Source organism: Streptomyces sp. NPDC018000, assembly GCF_044328025.1.
Lineage (GTDB): Bacteria > Actinomycetota > Actinomycetes > Streptomycetales > Streptomycetaceae > Streptomyces.
Window position 1 is genome coordinate 21,017 of record NZ_JBIRGM010000001.1, and the last position, 15,826, is coordinate 36,842.

18 protein-coding genes, 2 pseudogenes and 1 riboswitch are annotated in these 15,826 nt (G+C 69.1%); of the genes and pseudogenes, 7 read left to right on the plus strand and 13 right to left on the minus strand.

Features of this window, described 5'->3' with window-relative positions; genetic code table 11:
• Positions 1 to 44: 44 nt before the first annotated feature.
• Complete coding sequence (locus tag ACH4EW_RS00100) at positions 45 to 1,241, plus strand: acyl-CoA dehydrogenase family protein (protein WP_398249537.1); 1,197 nt, start codon at positions 45 to 47, stop codon at positions 1,239 to 1,241.
• Positions 1,238 to 2,287 (plus strand): Zn-dependent alcohol dehydrogenase, encoded by a 1,050-nt coding sequence (locus tag ACH4EW_RS00105; RefSeq protein ID WP_398249539.1) that lies wholly within the window; start codon positions 1,238 to 1,240, stop codon positions 2,285 to 2,287. The genes ACH4EW_RS00100 and ACH4EW_RS00105 overlap by 4 nt, the downstream gene beginning before the upstream one ends.
• A 764-nt stretch (positions 2,288 to 3,051) precedes the next feature.
• Here ACH4EW_RS00105 and ACH4EW_RS00110 read toward each other — a convergent pair.
• The 5 genes from ACH4EW_RS00110 to ACH4EW_RS00130 all read right to left on the minus strand — a co-directional run bounded on the left by ACH4EW_RS00110 (position 3,052) and on the right by ACH4EW_RS00130 (position 6,308).
• Positions 3,052 to 3,351, minus strand: a complete 300-nt coding sequence (locus ACH4EW_RS00110) for a helix-turn-helix domain-containing protein (RefSeq protein ID WP_398249540.1) — start codon at positions 3,349 to 3,351, stop codon at positions 3,052 to 3,054.
• Between the two features lie 4 nt (positions 3,352 to 3,355).
• Positions 3,356 to 3,700, minus strand: coding sequence for a type II toxin-antitoxin system RelE/ParE family toxin (locus tag ACH4EW_RS00115; RefSeq protein ID WP_398249542.1), 345 nt, complete (start codon positions 3,698 to 3,700; stop codon positions 3,356 to 3,358).
• Positions 3,701 to 3,902: 202 nt separating this feature from the next.
• Positions 3,903 to 4,907: a HEAT repeat domain-containing protein gene (locus ACH4EW_RS00120; protein ID WP_398249544.1), complete on the minus strand. Its 1,005-nt coding sequence runs from the start codon at positions 4,905 to 4,907 to the stop codon at positions 3,903 to 3,905.
• A gap of 3 nt (positions 4,908 to 4,910) precedes the next feature.
• Positions 4,911 to 5,582, minus strand: a complete 672-nt coding sequence (locus ACH4EW_RS00125; RefSeq protein WP_398249546.1) for a HEAT repeat domain-containing protein — start codon at positions 5,580 to 5,582, stop codon at positions 4,911 to 4,913.
• 120 nt (positions 5,583 to 5,702) lie between these two features.
• On the minus strand, positions 5,703 to 6,308 hold the full coding sequence (locus ACH4EW_RS00130; RefSeq protein ID WP_398251177.1) for a flavin reductase family protein: 606 nt from the start codon (positions 6,306 to 6,308) through the stop codon (positions 5,703 to 5,705).
• 281 nt (positions 6,309 to 6,589) lie between these two features.
• On the opposite strand from ACH4EW_RS00130, the gene ACH4EW_RS00135 reads away from it, so the two are divergent.
• Positions 6,590 to 7,234: a zeta toxin family protein gene (locus ACH4EW_RS00135; protein WP_398249548.1), complete on the plus strand. Its 645-nt coding sequence runs from the start codon at positions 6,590 to 6,592 to the stop codon at positions 7,232 to 7,234.
• Here ACH4EW_RS00135 and ACH4EW_RS00140 read toward each other — a convergent pair.
• On the minus strand, positions 7,188 to 7,382 hold the full coding sequence (locus ACH4EW_RS00140; protein ID WP_398249550.1) for an XRE family transcriptional regulator: 195 nt from the start codon (positions 7,380 to 7,382) through the stop codon (positions 7,188 to 7,190). The two genes, ACH4EW_RS00135 and ACH4EW_RS00140, sit on opposite strands and share 47 nt — an antisense overlap.
• 74 nt (positions 7,383 to 7,456) lie before the next feature.
• On the opposite strand from ACH4EW_RS00140, the gene map reads away from it, so the two are divergent.
• Positions 7,457 to 8,239, plus strand: coding sequence for a type I methionyl aminopeptidase (map, locus tag ACH4EW_RS00145; protein WP_398249552.1), 783 nt, complete (start codon positions 7,457 to 7,459; stop codon positions 8,237 to 8,239).
• 142 nt (positions 8,240 to 8,381) lie between these two features.
• Here map and tnpA read toward each other — a convergent pair whose 3' ends face one another.
• Entirely contained in the window at positions 8,382 to 8,798 is a 417-nt protein-coding gene (gene tnpA / locus ACH4EW_RS00150) for an IS200/IS605 family transposase (protein ID WP_398249554.1), read from the minus strand.
• 27 nt (positions 8,799 to 8,825) lie between these two features.
• Between tnpA and ACH4EW_RS00155 the strand changes: the two genes are divergently transcribed.
• A complete protein-coding gene (locus ACH4EW_RS00155; RefSeq protein ID WP_398249556.1) occupies positions 8,826 to 10,073 on the plus strand; it encodes an RNA-guided endonuclease InsQ/TnpB family protein in 1,248 nt (415 codons plus the stop codon).
• Between the two features lie 240 nt (positions 10,074 to 10,313).
• Here the strand turns inward: ACH4EW_RS00155 and ACH4EW_RS00160 are convergent, their stop codons facing one another.
• The 6 genes and pseudogenes from ACH4EW_RS00160 to ACH4EW_RS00185 form a co-directional block, all read right to left on the minus strand.
• Entirely contained in the window at positions 10,314 to 11,177 is an 864-nt protein-coding gene (locus tag ACH4EW_RS00160) for an energy-coupling factor ABC transporter ATP-binding protein (protein WP_398249558.1), read from the minus strand.
• A complete protein-coding gene (cbiQ, locus tag ACH4EW_RS00165; RefSeq protein ID WP_398249560.1) occupies positions 11,174 to 11,923 on the minus strand; it encodes a cobalt ECF transporter T component CbiQ in 750 nt (249 codons plus the stop codon). The genes ACH4EW_RS00160 and cbiQ overlap by 4 nt, the downstream gene beginning before the upstream one ends.
• Before the next feature lie 6 nt (positions 11,924 to 11,929).
• A complete protein-coding gene (locus ACH4EW_RS00170; protein ID WP_398249561.1) occupies positions 11,930 to 12,316 on the minus strand; it encodes an energy-coupling factor ABC transporter substrate-binding protein in 387 nt (128 codons plus the stop codon).
• On the minus strand, positions 12,313 to 13,017 hold the full coding sequence (locus ACH4EW_RS00175) for an energy-coupling factor ABC transporter permease (RefSeq protein WP_398249563.1): 705 nt from the start codon (positions 13,015 to 13,017) through the stop codon (positions 12,313 to 12,315). The genes ACH4EW_RS00170 and ACH4EW_RS00175 overlap by 4 nt, the downstream gene beginning before the upstream one ends.
• Before the next feature lie 29 nt (positions 13,018 to 13,046).
• A riboswitch (cobalamin riboswitch) is annotated at positions 13,047 to 13,230 on the minus strand.
• A 482-nt stretch (positions 13,231 to 13,712) separates the two neighbouring features.
• Positions 13,713 to 13,922 carry a DUF397 domain-containing protein gene (locus ACH4EW_RS00180; protein WP_398249565.1) on the minus strand — a complete coding sequence of 70 codons (210 nt, stop codon included), beginning with the start codon at positions 13,920 to 13,922 and terminating at the stop codon, positions 13,713 to 13,715.
• Positions 13,919 to 14,299, minus strand: a pseudogene (locus tag ACH4EW_RS00185) (DUF5753 domain-containing protein); the annotation flags it as partial. The pseudogene ACH4EW_RS00185 and the gene ACH4EW_RS00180, both read right to left, overlap by 4 nt.
• On the opposite strand from ACH4EW_RS00185, the pseudogene ACH4EW_RS00190 reads away from it, so the two are divergent.
• Positions 14,300 to 14,626: pseudogene (locus ACH4EW_RS00190) on the plus strand (ATP-binding protein); the annotation flags it as partial.
• Between the two features lie 276 nt (positions 14,627 to 14,902).
• Entirely contained in the window at positions 14,903 to 15,826 is a 924-nt protein-coding gene (locus ACH4EW_RS00195; RefSeq protein WP_398249567.1) for a helix-turn-helix domain-containing protein, read from the plus strand.

Below are 15,826 nucleotides of genomic sequence, written 5' to 3' on the forward strand. Positions count from 1 at the left end.
GTCCCCAATCGCCGGACGCGCTTGATCCTGCAACAGGAGGCAACGTGGACTTCACCTTCGGCCCGGACGACGCCGCGTTCCGCGACGAAGCCCGCGCCTGGCTGGAAGCGCACCTCGTCGGGGAGTACGCGGCGGCCGTCGGCACCGGCGGCCCCGGCAGCGAGCACGAGGGCGTCACGATCCGCCGCGAATGGGAGCGCGAACTCGGCCGCGGCGGCTGGATCGGCCTCGGCTGGGACAACCACGGCGCCGGCCACGGCAACCGGCACGCGAGCCTCACCCAGCAGGTCGTCTGGGCCGAGGAGTACGCCCGCGTCGACGCTCCCGCCCGGGTCGGCCACATCGGCGAGAACCTCCTCGCCCCGACCCTGATCGCCTACGGCACACAGGCCCAGAAGCAGCGCTTCCTGCCCCCCGTCGCCCGCGGTGACGAGCTGTGGTGCCAGGGATACAGCGAGCCGGGCGCCGGATCGGACCTCGCCGGGGTACGGACGGCCGCCGTACTCGACAAGGGCAGCGGCGGCCACCGCGTGACCGGGCAGAAGATCTGGACGTCGCTGGCCCGGGACGCCGACTGGTGCTTCGTCCTGGCCCGTACGGAGCCAGGCTCCAGCCGCCACCACGGCCTGTCGTTCCTGCTGGTGCCGATGGACCAGCCGGGCAGGATCGAGGTGCGGCCGATCCGTCAGATGTCAGGGACCAGCGAGTTCAACGAGGTCTTCTTCGACGGGGCGCACGCGGAGGAGTGCGTCGGCGGCGAGGGCAACGGCTGGGCGGTCGCCATGGGACTGCTGGCCCTGGAACGCGGCGTCTCCACACTCGTCCAGCAGATCGGTTTCGCCGCCGAACTCGACCGGGTGGTCCGGGCCGCCGTCGACGGCGGAGCCGTCACCGACCCGGTACTGCGCGACCGCCTCGTGAGGCAGTGGGCGGAGCTGAAGACCATGCGCTGGAACGCCCTGCGCACCCTGGGCTCCACAGGCGACCCGGGCGCACCCAGCGTGGCGAAACTGCTCTGGGGCGGCTGGCACAAACGTCTGGGCGAACTGGCCGTGGAGATCAGGGGCGCGGCGGGTGCCGTCGGCCCGGGCGAGTGGTCGGCGCAGACACCGTACGAACTCGACGAGGCACAGCGCCTGTTTCTGTTCACCCGGTCCGACACCATCTACGGCGGCTCGGACGAGATCCAGCGGAACATCATCGCCGAGCGGGTGCTCGGCCTACCGAGGGAGCCGAGATGAGAGGCGTCGTCTTCGACGGCAAGCGGACCGAGGTCGTCGACGATCTGGAGATACGTGATCCGGGCCCCGGCGAGGTGCTGGTGGCGGTGGCAGCGGCCGGACTCTGCCACAGCGACCTGTCGGTGATCGACGGCACGATCCCGTTCCCGTCGCCGGTGGTGCTCGGGCACGAGGGCGCGGGCGTGGTGGAGGCGGTCGGCGCGGGCGTCACCCATGTGGCGCGGGGCGACCATGTGTCGCTGTCCACGCTGGCCAACTGCGGGGCGTGCGCCCAGTGCGACCGGGGCCGGCCGACGATGTGCCGCAAGGCGATCGGGATGCCGGGGCAGCCGTTCTCGCGGCGAGGCAAGCCGCTCTACCAGTTCGCGTCCAACTCGGCCTTCGCCGAACGCACCCTGGTCAAGGCCGTGCAGGCGGTGAAGATCCCCGCGGACCTGCCGCTCACCTCGGCGGCCCTGATCGGCTGCGGGGTGCTGACCGGAGTCGGAGCCGTACTCAACCGGGCGAAGGTCGACCGGGGCGACACGGTCGTGGTGATCGGCACGGGCGGCATCGGGCTCAATGTGATCCAGGGCGCCCGGATCGCGGGCGCGCTGACGATCGTCGCCGTCGACGCCAACCCGGCGAAAGAGGCGGTGGCACGGCAGTTCGGCGCGACGCACTTCCTGGCGTCGGCCGAGGGCGTACGGGAGATCCTGCCGAGCGGCGCCGACCACGTCTTCGAGTGCGTGGGCCGTACGGAGCTGGTACGTACCGCGATCGACCTGCTGGACCGGCACGGCCAGGCAGTCCTGCTGGGTGTCCCGGCGGCGACGGCGGAGGCCTCGTTCCTCGTGTCGTCGCTGTTCCTGGACAAGTCGATCCTGGGCTGCCGGTACGGCTCCTCCCGCCCGCAGCGGGACATCGCGCTCTATGCGGACCTGTACCGGGAAGGCAGGCTGCTCCTGGACGAACTCGTCACCGAGACCTATGCGGTGGAGGACTTCGCCAAGGCGGCGGACGACGCACACCACGGCCGGGTGGCACGGGGGGTGCTGGTGTTCTGACCTGGCCCGGGCCCCGCACCGGGGCCGGAGCCGGGGGTGACAACGCGGGCCGCGCTCGGGCCCTGCCGCTTCTCACCGGACGGCGGCAGGACGGGCAGGCCGCCCTTCCCACGACACCATGTCCGTCCCCCATCCGGCTGCCGCATTGCACGAGCACAAGCGCTTGTCCATGCCAAGGCTGCCACAGACACACCAAGAGTGATCAGGCGTGAACCGGACTCCTGATGCCAACTCCCCGGCAGATCACGAAACGTCGGAAGACGCATCGTGTCTGTACCTGCCGCTCGGTTGGGCTGCGCCGCCCCTCAGGAGTCTTCCGCTTACCGTTCAGCAGGGTAGTTCAGTCGAACAACGCTCCTGGTCGGGTGATCCCGCGGTGCTTGGGGCGCAGCAGCAGGGCCTCTTGGTAGCTCGGGGTTGTGGGAGGCAAGGGGCAGTCACGGGGCCCTGTTGCCGCAGTCTTTCGCGCTCGCGTCTGTGGGGCCGAGACGGCCAACCAGCTCACCGCCTGCTGCGCGCGCCTGCCCGAGACCGCCTCTATGCCCGAGGAGCGCGAGCGCGCACAGCGGTGGCAGTAGCGGCGGTGACAAGCAGGCATGAGATGCGCGAACGGCGCGTATGAGGACGAGGCGGATACCGGACTGGTTGTGCGTGTGGCAGACCGCGTCGGTGATCTGTGCCTGGGGTGCTCGACGCGGCGCGCACGCGGCGCTGATGGCGCTGGTGATCCGGCTCCGGCCCGAGGCGGCCGCCCGGTGACGGACTCAGCCCGCCCGGTCAAGAGGTTCGAACCCGACCTGCAGGCGCAGACCGAGCGCGTCGGCGAGGCGTTCGAGCAAGGGGAGGGTGGGCATGGTTCCACCAGCTTCGAAGCGCGCCACGGCCGACTGGTGCAGCCCGGCCGCCTGCCCGAGCTGTGCCTGCGTCATGCCCAGGGCCTCGCGTCGCTCGCGCACCGCGCTGCCCAGTTCGAAGCGGATACGGGCGGCTTCGTAAGCCTCACGGGCCGACGGCGATGCAAGTGCCTCGGCCCGCAGATCGTTCCACCTTCTGCGCTCGGTCATGGCTTCACTCCTCGTCCGCCGTGTGCTGTTCGTCTGCGCATCGCACCATGGCCTGCCTGGCCCGCTCGATCTCTCCGGTCTCCCGCATGCGCTGCTTGCGGAACACTGTCAGCAAGATGATCCGGCGCCCCGAGGCGATCCAGTAGGTGATCCGAACCGCGTCGGTGCCCAAGTGGAACCGGAGCTCCCGGAGCTTGCCGTCCAGCTGTCGTGTATACGGGTCTCCGAGCAATGGGCCACGCGCGACCAGCAGGTCCACGTAGAACGCGACCGTACCGCGATGTCTGTCGTTCAGCCCGAGGAACCACCGCTCCACCTCCGGCTCCAGTTCTGCTGCACCCCACGTCATAACAGTGACGTTATGAACAGCTTAGCCGGTTCACCCGGAGATCACCTGGGATGTACACCATCGAGTGGTGCGATGTGAGGCGGGCGGGAGCGTGGGCGGTCGCCCGCTCTGGCGGGTGCGGCGCCTCGGCGATGCAGTGGCCCTGTCAGCGGTGACCAGCAACAATTGGGCCCCGCGCACACAGACCCCCAGGAGAGATCCGTTACCGTGCGTTGCGTAGCCCGAGAATGTAGGTCGCAGTCAGCGCAACAGCACGGTCTTCGTCATGTGACAGATCCGCGAGGGCGCGTGACGCCGTGATTCCCGGGATATCCGCGAGCGCCTGTGTCAGCCGTCCACGCGCAGACGATGCAACGGTGCCGTGGGCGAGGCAATCAACGAGCCCGGTAGCGATCTGATCCGCCAGCGCGGGATCACTCGCGAGCGCGCTCAGCGCATCGGCTGCATCGGTGTCGTTCGTCCCCTCGACGATCACGTCGATGAGCGTCGGGACCGCGTCGGCCACTCCACGTGTCCCGAGCGCCAGAGCCGCACACCTGCGGACCACGATGTCGGAGTTCGTGAGGGCGTCCCGCAGCAGTGCGGTCGCCTCACCGTTCGGAATCTCGGCGATGGACTGGACGGCACGTTTCCGCACCTCGGCAACCGGTGAGCCAAGGCCCTCCGCCAGCAGCGCCAATCCGCCGTCGCCCGATTGCGCCAAAGCCCATCGAAGGGCTCCGGCGACGTTCGGGTCCGTCTCACTCAGCGCTGCCTCGACCAGAGCTTCCACTGGCACCGAAACCTCTTCAGCCGAGGACAAGGCCGCGCGCTGGCGCTTCCCAGCGCTCTCCGACCCCAAGGCCTGGAGAAGTGCGGTGATCTGGAGGACGTCCTCCCAGCCGGCGGGTTCCGCGGCATCGATCCGGCGGAGTCGCGTGAGCAGCGCTGTCTCACCCGCAATGCGTTCTCGCGTCTGGCGTATGAGGTCGTCGACGAGCTCCGAGGGCTTGAAGCCGGGATCATCCAGCGCGCACCCGACTTCACGCAGCGACAGCCCCAATGACCGCAGGCTCTCGATCTGGAAGATTCGCCGGATGTCCTCGCTGGAGTACTGGCGATAGCCGGCCTCGGTACGACCCGTCGGCCGCACCAGGCCGAGCGAGTCGTAATGCCTGAGCATGCGGGCGCTGACCCCGGACCGTCGTGCCACATCACCGATCAACACCGCCTATCGCCCCTCCTGGCTGGTCGTGCCGAGGGTCATGGTGCGCTTCGCCTCCTCGATCGCGAACTCGAATCCGGCATCCGGGGTGCGCAACAGCCGTTCCGTGGCGATCGCGTGCTGACGCACGAGAGGGTCGAGATCCGTCATCGCGGCGCGCAGGGTCGGCGTGATCACCTCACCGAGCGCGATCAGCGCCCGGCTGAGGCTCAACTGCGTCTCACGCTCGCCGCGCCCGAGCTGTGTCGTCAACACTTCGGCCAACTCGGGTTCTTCGCCTTCGGGCACGAGTACGACCGCTGCTCGCCAGGCGCTCCGCGCCACCTCGTCGTCGGCGTCGGTCAGAAGCGCCCGTGTGATCGCAGGCCACGCTTGCCGATCCCCGATCTTGGACAGCGTGTGCAACGCCTGGCTTCGTGCCTGCGCACGCTCCGAGCGGACTTCAATGAGAAGCTCCGGGACCGTCATTGATGCCGAGTGGCGGGTGAGTGCCCACGTGAGCATCTCACGCACGTAGAACTCGGGCTCGATCGCGCATCGTTCGATGAGCTTGTCGATGAACCGCGGGTCAGGAGTCGTGCCGACCGCCAGCGCTGCCTGCAGCCGCACCGACGAGCTCCTGTTCTCCAGCCCCTGGAGAGCGCGAACTGTGTCCGTGTCCTGTTTCGGTATGGGCATCGGGACACCTCCTTGGCCACAGTGAAGGCCTTGTCACCGTGTCAAGGTCAAGCGGGGTCACGCCGCGAGATCACCAGGCACCAGGTTCCGCGTCTACCTCGCGCGGCAGCCGACGCCCGTCTACTCGCTGAACCGTCCGAACCTTCCCCGGTGGAACAGCAGCGGATCACTCCCGTCCGCCGCTCCCAGCGCCTCCACCCGGCCGACGACGATCAGGTGGTCGCCGCCGGTGTGGACGGTCTGGATACGGCAGTCGATCCAGGCCGGTACGGAGTCCAGCAGCGGCGACCCGGTCGCCGGAGCCGCCTCGTACGACACCCCCGCGAACTTGTCGGCCCCGCTCACCGCGAAGCTCCGGCACAGCGCGCCCTGGTCCGCGCCCAGGATGTTGACGCAGAAGGCCCCGGCGCGGGCGATGCGTGGCCAGGTCGTCGACGTACGGGCGACCATGAACGTGACCAGCGGCGGGTCCAGGGAGAGCGAGGCGAACGACTGGCAGGCGAAGCCGGCCGGTCCCTCCGCGTCGTCCGGGTCGCGAGCGGTGACGATGGTGACGCCGCTGGCGAAATGGCCCAGTACGCGGCGGAATTCGGCTGGATCGACCGGCAGCCGCTCGTCTTCGGCGACAGCCCGCAGATCCGGACGCGGCAGCGGATCGACCGGCGCCGGCCCTGCGGTGGTGGAGGCGCCGACGGACCTGAGGTACCGGACGGCGGTGGCGGCCATGCCTGCGTGTCCCATCACGATTCCCATTGAAACTGACGCGGCATCAGATGGGAAGGGCCGGGAGAGGCCTCCGGGCGCGAGGGCGGTACCGACCCCGCACCGGAAGCGGTGCGGCCGACCGAGCCGAACCTCCCTTCAGCCCGAAGGCGGAACGGCCTGCGGCGAGGAGGCGCCCGCCGGCCTGCTGCACGCGCCTGTCCGAGACCGCCTCTACGCCCGAGGAGCGCGAGCGCGCACAGTGGTGGCAGTAGGTCCTGGATCTGCGCATTGCCAAGCGTGCGGTGCCGGCCGACGGCCGCACCCGGCTGATCGCCCGCATCCAGGACTGGAGGCAGAACTGCATCCCGCAGGACCAGCCCGTGCTGGTCCTGTTGAGCGGGCAGCCCGCCGCAGGCAAGAGCCAGGCCATGGCGGCCACCGGACAGCGGCACGCCAACCAGCATCTCGTGCCCCTGACCGGCGATGAGTTGCGTTCGTTCCACCCCCGGCACCAGGAGCTCCTGGACAACGAGCCGTGGCTGTTCCCCAAGGCCACCGGGCAGGCCTCCGGCGCCTGGGTGCGGATGAGCATCGAGTACGCGCGCGACAACGGCTACAGCCTGATGCTTGAAGGCGACTTCAGGGATCCGGCCATGACCCTGGCCACAGCGGAGGAATTCGCCGGGCTGGGCCGCCGCGTCGAAGTCGTCGGCCTGGGGGTGCGCGCCGAGCACAGCCGCTTGGACAGCCTGTACCGGTTCCTGGAAGGTGGCCGCTGGACTCTGCCGGACCGACATGACCTGGCGTACCGGATGATGCCGGAGACGATCGCGGCCGCTGAGGCGAGCCCGGCCGTGCAGCGCATCACCATCACCGACCGCAGCGGCGCCGACCTGTATGTCAACGACCGTTCGCCATCGCTGCGATGGTCGGGAATGCGGGGGTAGCCACACGGCCGGATTCGATCTTCCGCAGAGTTTCTGGCGAGATGTGCGAAGCGAGCGCCACGTCCAGCATCGAGCGGCAGCCCCGGGCTCGGCGGAGCAGGGCGCCAATGCGCTGTCCGCGTTCTACCTCGGCGGGGGTGAGCGGCAACCTGACCGCGACCCCATTCTAATACCGGTACAGTTGTACCGGTATAGTTATTGGACGCACGTGAGAGGTCCCCCATGATTGAGATCTTGAACTCAGCGCGGCTTGAGCGGGCGAGGGACACCGGCGCCCTGGTCGGAGACATCCTGCACACGCTGGAGCAGCGCAGCACGGTCGGGGCGAACCTGCTGGACATCGACCAGTGGGCCAAGGAGATGATCACCGAGGCGGGAGCGCAGTCCTGTTACGTCGACTACGCGCCTTCCTTCGGGCGCGGCCCGTTCGGGCACTACATCTGCACGGCCGTCAACGACGGAGTGCTCCATGGGCGGCCTCACAACTACACGCTGGCAGACGGGGATCTGCTGACTCTCGACCTCGCCGTAGCCAGGGGCGGGGTGGCCGCGGACGCCGCGATCAGCTTTCTGGTGGGCAAGGCCAGGCCAGCGGAGAGCGTCGCGATGATCGAGACGACCGAACGTGCACTCGCCGCCGGCATCGCCGCCGCCAAGCCTGGGGCGCGCATCGGCGACCTCTCCCACGCCATCGGCACGGTCCTCAGCAAGGCGGGCTACCCGATCAACACCGATTTCGGAGGCCACGGCATCGGCTCGACCATGCACCAGGACCCACACGTCGCGAACACCGGACGGCCCGGCCGCGGATACAAGCTGCGCCCCGGACTGCTGCTCGCCCTGGAGCCCTGGGTCATGGCCGACACCGCCACACTCGTCACCGACGCCGACGGTTGGACGCTGCGCAGTGCGACGGGCTGCCGGACCGCGCACAGCGAGCACACCATCGCCATCACCGACAACGGAGCCGAAATTCTCACCCTGCCCACGCAGACACGACCGTAAGAGAGCCCGCACCGCTGCCGCGTCAGCAGACCCGGCTGCCAGGCGCGGCCGGGCCTGGCCCTCGGTTTACCGGGACTCTTGCAGAAGGCCCCGGTGTTCACGCCGGGGATGAATGCATCTCAGGACTGCTCTGACCCGCACTTCAGCGCGGGCGTTTCTGCTGCTCGATGTACTCACGGACGATCGCCGGCGGTGCTCCGCCGCAGGATGCCGAGAAGTACGAGGGCGACCACAGGTGTCTGTGCATGATGGCGTGGTTGGTGTGGCCTGTGAACTCTTGGCGTATCCGGCGGGCGGAGGCGCCCTTGAGGCTGTTGACCAGTTTGGAGACGGCGACGTTGGGTGGATAGTTGATCAGGATGTGGACGTGATCGCGTTCGCCGTTGAACTCCTTCGGTTCCGCCTCGAAGTCCTCGCGCACCTTGCGCGTGATCTCTTCGCAGCGTGTCAGCATCTCGTCGTTGAAGACTCCGCGCCGGTACTTCGTCACGAAGACCACGTGGACGTGCATCGCCGAAACAACGTGCCTGCCATGCCTGTAGTCGTTCTCCTGATTCACGAGATCAATCGTCGTAGGGTCTTGGTTGTGCAGCTTCGCTACAACTTCCGGGCTTATCCGGATGCGGCCCAGTGCCGTGCGCTGGACCGGGCGTTCGGGTGCGCGCGGGTGGTGTGGAACGACTGCTTGCGCGACCGGAAGGAAGCGCACGCGGCGGGGCTGCCGTATGTGACGTCGGCCCAGTTGTCCCGGCTTCGTATCACCGAGGCCAAGCGCACCGGGGAACGGGCTTGGCTTGCCGATGTGTCGGCGGTCGTTCTGCAGCAGTCTCTTCGGGATCTCGACACCGCCTACAGGAACTTCTTCGGCAGTCTCAAGGGAAAGCGGCAGGGCCGGAAGGTCGGGGCGCCCCGGTACAAGTCGAAGAAGGACACACGGCAGTCGATCCGCCTCAACGCCAACGCCTTCTCCGTGAAGGAGAACGGCATGGTGTATGTGGCCAAGGTCGGCGATCTCAAGGTGAAATGGTCGCGTCGGCTTCCGGCCGCGCCTACGTCCCTGACCGTTGCCAAGGACAGTTCGGGGCGGTACTTCCTCAGCTTCGTGGTGGACACCGAGCCGGACATCCTTCCCGGGGTGGAGGCGGAGTCGGGTATCGATCTCGGTCTGTCCGCCTTCGCGGTCCTGTCCAATGGCGAGAAGATCGACAGTCCGCGCTTCCTGCGCAGGGCGGAGAAGAAGCTCAGGCGTCTTCAGCGGGAGCTGTCCCGCAAGGCCAAGGGATCGAAGAACCGGGCCAAGGCTCGTATCAAGGTTGCGCGCCAGCATGCCAAGGTCGTGGACCGGCGCCGGGACTGGCATCACAAGGTGTCCACGCAGATCATTCGCGACAACCAAGCGGTGTATGTGGAAGATCTCGCGGTGTCCGGTCTCGGCCGCACCCGGCTCGCCAAGTCCGTGTATGACGCGGGGTGGTCCGCGTTCGTGGGCATGCTGGAGTACAAGGCGGTCAAGCACGGCCGCATGTTCGTCAAGGTGGGCCGTGCTTTCCCGTCTTCTCAGGTCTGTTCGGCCTGCGGATTTCGGGACGGTCCCAAGCCCCTGCATGTGAGGGAGTGGACGTGCGGCGCGTGTGGCACCGTGCACGACCGTGACCACAACGCAGCCCGCAACGTCCTGTTCGAAGGACGTCGTATCGTCGCCGCCGGACGGGCGGAGACGCTAAACGCCTCGCAGAGCGCCGGTAGGACCGGGACGAAAGTCCCGGCACAGCGCGTTGAAGCAGGAAGCCCCCGGAAGGGTCACACGACCCAGGCCGGAATCCCTGGACTTTAGGCCAGGGAGCACGTCAATGGTGGGCACTCGTATTCAACTGTCGTCGGTTCTCCGAGGAACCCAGCCCGCTGGTGACCGGCTGTGATCGCCAGGGCTGGAGTTCATGGAAGGCGTCGTGGGTCAGCGGGATCTGGCCGAGGCCGAGTTGCCGCAGCCTCTGCGAGGGGTTCCCCTACTGGTCGTGGCGCAAGGCCAGCCAGGCCACTCCGCTGCTGGGCTTGTCCGTCGCCACCGGCGCAGTTACCTGTCGGTGGGCATCGGCGGTCCGGTGTGCGAGGGGATCAGGGCGGCGAGTTCGTCCGGGGTGCGCGGTCCCGGTTCGGAGGTGGGCAGCAGGCCCTGGGCGCGCAGCAGCCGGGCCGCCGCGATTCCCCAGGGAAGCCGCAGCCCGGCCTGCTCCAGGAGTTCGCTGCGGGCCAGGGTCGTTCCGGCGGGGCCGACGTGCGCGCCGGACGGGGTGAGCAGGGCCGCGTCGTCGGCCCAGCGCAGCGCGAGGTCCACGTCGTGGGTGGCCATCACCACTGTCGTGCCGCTCGCGCGCAGCCCGTCGAGGGTGGCGAGGAGGAGTTCCTGGCCGTCCGGGTCGAGACCGGCAGTCGGCTCGTCGAGGATGAGCACACGGGGACGCATGGCGACGGCGCCGGCGATCGCCGTCCGCTTGCGCTGCCCGAACGAGAGCAGGTGGGTGGGGCGGTCGGCGAGGGCGGTGATGTCGAGGGCGGCGAGGGCCTCGTCGACGCGTGCCCGGACTTTGGTGTCGGGCAGGCCGAGGTTGAGCGGTCCGAAGGACACGTCCTGGGCCACGGACGCGGCGAACAGCTGGTCGTCCGGGTCCTGGACCACCAGCTGCACGGTCGTGCGCAGCCGGGTCAGTCCCTTGCGGTCGTACGCGACCGGCTGTCCCTGGACCGTCAACCGGCCCGTGCGCGGTTGGAGCCCGCCGCTGAGCAGCCGCATCAGCGTGGTCTTGCCGCTGCCGTTGCGGCCGAGCAGGGCGAGGGCGCGGCCCTCCTGGATGTCGAAGTCGAGGCCGCTGAGGACGGTGGGTCCGTCCTCGTAGGCGAAGGACGCGTCCCGCAGGGCGACGAGGGGAAGCTCGCTCATGTCAGCGGCCTTTCGAGTACGAAGGTGAGGGCGACCAGGGCGGCGAGCAGGGCGAGGCTCGCCGCGACGAAGTGGCCGGAGATCCGGGCCTCGGGCAGCAGGACCCGCAGCGCGCCGTCGTAACCACGCCCGGAGAGGCCGTCCTGGAGCCGGGCCGCCCGGTCGAAGGCCCGGGCGAACGCGGTGGCGCCGAGCCCGGCCAGGGAGCGCCAGGTGGCGGCCCGTGTGGTGTGTCCGAGCCGGGCGGCCTGCGCCTCGCGGATGCGGCGGACCGAGTCCAGGAGCAGGAAGCTCATCCGGTACGTCACGAGGGCGACGTCCACGACCGGCGCGGGAACACCAGCGCGCACCAGCCGCGGCAACAGGTCGGACAACGGTGTGGTGAACGCGAACAGCAGCACGCCGAGTGAGGCGGCCGAGGTGCGGAGCAGCAACTCCGCTGCCCGCACGGGCCCGTCCGGAGCGAGGGCGACGAAGCCCTCGGGGCCGCCGACCTGGACGAGCAGGGGGGCGGCCCCCGTCACGCAGAAGCCCAGCGGCACCTTGTACGAGCGCCACAGTCGGCGGGCGGGCACGCCCGCCGGGCCGAGCAGCACGACGAGGGCCGCTACGAGGACGAAGGCCGCGCCCGGCCATGGAGGCAGACAGATGGCGAGGACGGTGAGGCCGAGTCCGAGTACGGCCTTGTCCGCGGGATGGCGGCGGCGCCAGCGATTGCTGTGCGCCGCCGCGTCGATCGGCAGCACGGCGGGTCAGGACTGCCCGGCCGGCGGAACCGACGGGGCGCTGTCGCAGGAGCCCTCCGGGGCTGCCGGCGTTGCCTCGTTCTGGGAACGCGCGCGCTCCTCGCCCTGCCGTCGTCCCTTGCGCAGGCCGAAGTAGTAGGCGAGGACGCCCGCGCCGAGGGCGGCCTGCAGGGCGAACAGCGCCGACTCGATCTCACCGGACGGCGGCTCGTACAGCGGGGAGAACCAGGGCTTGTAATCCGGCTCGAGCTCCGTGATCGCCGTCTCCGCCTCGGCGTCGGCACCGGCGAACGGCTCCTCCTTGTGGTCGCCGAGGCCGAGGGCCAGGGGGAGGACGGCGAGGGCCGCGACGACGAGCAGCAGCAGGGTGTTGATCTTCGTGTTACGGCTCATCGGGCCACCGCCTCCGAACCGGCCTGCTCACGCCTGCCACCGGTCACGAGCACGCCGAGCCGGGTGAGTTCGCCCTTGCTGGACTGCACCAGCAGACGCATTACGAGAACCGTCAGCAGCCCCTCGCTTACTGCCAGCGGGATCTGCGTGACGGCGAAGATGGAGCCGAACTTGGCGAGCGCGCCCGTGAATCCGCTGCTCGGGTCCGGGAAGGCGAGCGCCAGCTGCACACTGGTCACGCAGTAGGTCGACAGATCGGCGACGAACGCGCCGAAGAAGACCGTGACCATCAGCGGCACGTCACACCGGCGAAGGAGCCGGTACATGCCGTATCCCGCCCAGGGCCCCACAATCGCCATCGAGAAGACATTGGCACCGAGCGTGGTCAGACCGCCGTGCGCGAGCAGGAGCGCCTGGAAGAGCAGGGTGATGGTGCCGAGGACCGCCATGACCGGCGGCCGGAACAGGATGGCACCGAGGCCGGTGCCGGTGGGGTGCGAGCAACTTCCGGTGACGGAAGGCAGCTTCAGGGCGGACAGGACGAAGGTGAAGGCGCCCGATGCACCGAGGAGCAATGTACTCTCCGGATGCGCCTTGACTTCACGGGTGAGTGACCGTACTCCGTGGACGACGAACGGCGCGGACGCGACGCCCCAGGCGACCGCGTGCGCCGGAGGAAGGAAACCCTCGGCTATGTGCATGGCTCAGCGAACCCTCTCCAGCACCTCGTGGATGGTTGACATGCCCTGGCCGGTCTCCTGGCTGACGGGTACCACCGCCCGTACTCCGCCTTCCCGGGTCCTGAGACCCAGTGGCTGCCCGCAAGGGCCGGAGCCGGACTTCCCGATCACAGTGGCGAGGGCCGCACCGGTTTCTCACCGGATTTCCCGTTCACCAAGGCGTGGTGACACTAACGGCCCTGAGCGGCGGTGACAAGCAGGCATGAGATGCGCGAACGGGGCGCATGAGGGCGAGGCGGATACTCTGCTGCTCGCCTCCCGCCCCGCCGGCTGGGACCTCCACCGCGCACCGCGACGGCCTTGGTCGACGGCTACTGGCGCTGGTCCTTTGCCGGCACGTCCACCACTGAGGCGGCGTACAGCCGGGCCCTAGGCGATGCAGTGGCCCTGTCAGCGGTGTGATTCCCGGGATATCCGCGAGCGCCCTGTGTCAGCCGTCGACGTGCAGACGATGCAACGGTGCCGTGGGCGAGGCAATCAACGAGGGCTGCCCTGCGTACGACGGAACCCGCGACTGGCGGATCGGCGGCACGCCGGACTGGCCCGAACTCAACTATGAGTACGGGACCCGGATTCACCGGACTGGTACACGCTCAGCCGGTGAGGAGCCCCGAACCCGCCAGAGCAGGGGCCGGGACCGGGGCGAGTGCTGGCGGTCAGCTCCCGGCTGCGTACATCACGAAGTCGGTCCAGGCCTCGGGGGTCACAGCGAACCGGGGGCCCCGCGCGTTCTTCGAGTCGCGGACGTGGATCGAGCTGGGAGTGGTCGCGACCTCGACGCAGTCGTTGCCGTCACTGCTGTCGCTGTAACTGCTCTTGAACCACGCCAGCTCGGGAGCATCCTCGGCGGAGGTCTTGCGGATCATGTCTCTCCCAGCGCTTGCTCGATGAAGGCCAGCGACTCCCGTGGAGTGAGAGCCTCGGCTCGGATGATGCCATACCGCAGCTCAAGGACCCGGAGCTGCCGCGGATCAGAGACCGGGCGCCCACCGTGCACGCCATCTGTACGCCCCACCCCGGAGCCGTCGTCGAACTTCAGCACTTGGATCTTTCCGCCTGTTCCAGGGTGGTCCCAGCGGTGGGTCGGCATTACCTGAATCTCGACGTTCCGTATCTGCCCCACTTCCAACAGGTGCTCAAGCTGCTGGCGTCGCACCATTGTCCCTCCGATCGGGCGGCGCAGCGTCACTTCTTCCAGGACAAAACTGAGATCCGGTGCCGGTGACCGGTCGAAGATGGAACGGGGCTGCCCTCGGAGTCGGCCGCGCAGATCGTCGCCGAACTGGCGACCAACGCCGTGGTCCACGGCCGCGTACCGGGCAGGGACTTCCGGCTGGGCCTCACGGTCCACGGCGGCGGTGCCGGTGTCGGCGCGTTCCTGCGGATCGAGGTGTGCGACACCCGTGGCGGGTGCCTTCCGCCCGGTCCGAAGGGCATGGCCGTCCCGGATGGCGACTGCGAGTCCGGGCGCGGTCTGCTGATCGTCGAGGCGCTCGCCGACCGTTGGGGCGTCAGCCCCGGTCCCGTGCCCCGCAAGACGGTCTGGGCAGAGCTCGACCTCGCACCGTGACCGCCGCCACCGGGTCGCGGATTTCCACGATTCGGTGGCCCGCGACGTGGCGGCGCACGACATCAAAAGCCTCAAAGGACGTGGCAATTACCCTTCCCAGCCCCACCCGGCCTCCCGTCACCCACACGGGTGAGGTTCACCAACTGAGCTGGAGTTCATGCCGGTTGGCTGGCATATGCTCGCCGCGAAAAGCAACCCCAGAGATGCGTCGGCCCCCGGCCGGGACTCACAATCCCGATCGAGGGCCTGACCAACGAGGAAGAGAACAGCTTCCCGATGGATACCCAGCAGATTAGCGCGTCTTCACGCTCCTCGTCCGGTGTCGTGCACGACAACTCCCGGCACACCAGCCGATTCACGGTCGTGGGCAACCACCTCACCCAGCACCGCGAGCTCTCCCTCACCGCGATCGGGCTCGCCGCACACATCCAGTCGCTGCCCGCCGGGGCCAGGATCGGCATCAAGGACCTCGCCGGACGCTTCCCGGAGAGCGAGGCCCGGATCGCCGCAGCGTTACGCGAACTCGAAGCCCACGGCTACCTGCGACGCACCCGCACACGCCTGGCCAACGGCCGGATCGTCACCCGTACCGTCTCCTGCAACCAGCCTGCCGACCGGCGGCCCGCAGACGCTCTGCCGGGCCGTGAGTGTCCGCCGCGCCCGCAGCGTACGGTCCGGCCGTCGACGCCCGTCCGGCCCTGCCGGGAGTCCGAAGCCGACGACGCGCATCCGGCCAGGTCCCGGACCCATGCCAAGCCCGTGCCCCGTCGTGAGCCCGCGCCGCTGCTCGTACCGCAGCCGGCCTTCCCCGCCGCGTCCCTCCTCCGGACCGCCACCGAGCTTCTCGCCGGGCTGCACCGCCAGGACCCGCGCCTGCTGCTCTCCCTGAAGGACGTGGACGTCCTGGCTCCGGGGGTCGCCGCATGGCTGGAGCGCGAGGTCGGCCCCGCCGCTGTACAGCACGCCCTGACCAGCGACCTCCCGCCCGAAGGAGTGAGTCGCCCCGTCGGTCTCCTCGCCCACCGACTTACCGCCCGGCTTCCGCCACCGCCCCCGTTCCGGGCCCCGGCCACGCTCCCGCCCCGGCCGATCCCGCTGCAGAACTGCGACGGCTGCGACCGGGCATTCCGCGCGGCGGAGCCAGGAATGTGCTCCGTCTGCCGGAGTGACAACTCCCATCCGACCGCTCAAGAACTCTAG

What these genes read in the sequence shown, in the direction of transcription:
- ACH4EW_RS00115 (WP_398249542.1), bottom strand. Translation starts at nt 3,700, where the DNA reads ATGACGTGGGGTGCAGCAGAACTGGAGCCGGAGGTGGAGCGGTGGTTC.
- ACH4EW_RS00160 (WP_398249558.1), bottom strand. Translation starts at nt 11,177, where the DNA reads ATGAGCGAGCTTCCCCTCGTCGCCCTGCGGGACGCGTCCTTCGCCTAC.
- ACH4EW_RS00180 (WP_398249565.1), bottom strand. Translation starts at nt 13,922, where the DNA reads ATGATCCGCAAGACCTCCGCCGAGGATGCTCCCGAGCTGGCGTGGTTC.
- map (WP_398249552.1), top strand. Translation starts at nt 7,457, where the DNA reads ATGATTGAGATCTTGAACTCAGCGCGGCTTGAGCGGGCGAGGGACACC.
- ACH4EW_RS00110 (WP_398249540.1), bottom strand. Translation starts at nt 3,351, where the DNA reads ATGACCGAGCGCAGAAGGTGGAACGATCTGCGGGCCGAGGCACTTGCA.
- ACH4EW_RS00105 (WP_398249539.1), top strand. Translation starts at nt 1,238, where the DNA reads ATGAGAGGCGTCGTCTTCGACGGCAAGCGGACCGAGGTCGTCGACGAT.
- ACH4EW_RS00130 (WP_398251177.1), bottom strand. Translation starts at nt 6,308, where the DNA reads ATGGCCGCCACCGCCGTCCGGTACCTCAGGTCCGTCGGCGCCTCCACC.
- ACH4EW_RS00125 (WP_398249546.1), bottom strand. Translation starts at nt 5,582, where the DNA reads ATGCCCATACCGAAACAGGACACGGACACAGTTCGCGCTCTCCAGGGG.
- ACH4EW_RS00195 (WP_398249567.1), top strand. Translation starts at nt 14,903, where the DNA reads ATGGATACCCAGCAGATTAGCGCGTCTTCACGCTCCTCGTCCGGTGTC.
- ACH4EW_RS00170 (WP_398249561.1), bottom strand. Translation starts at nt 12,316, where the DNA reads ATGAGCCGTAACACGAAGATCAACACCCTGCTGCTGCTCGTCGTCGCG.
- ACH4EW_RS00175 (WP_398249563.1), bottom strand. Translation starts at nt 13,017, where the DNA reads ATGCACATAGCCGAGGGTTTCCTTCCTCCGGCGCACGCGGTCGCCTGG.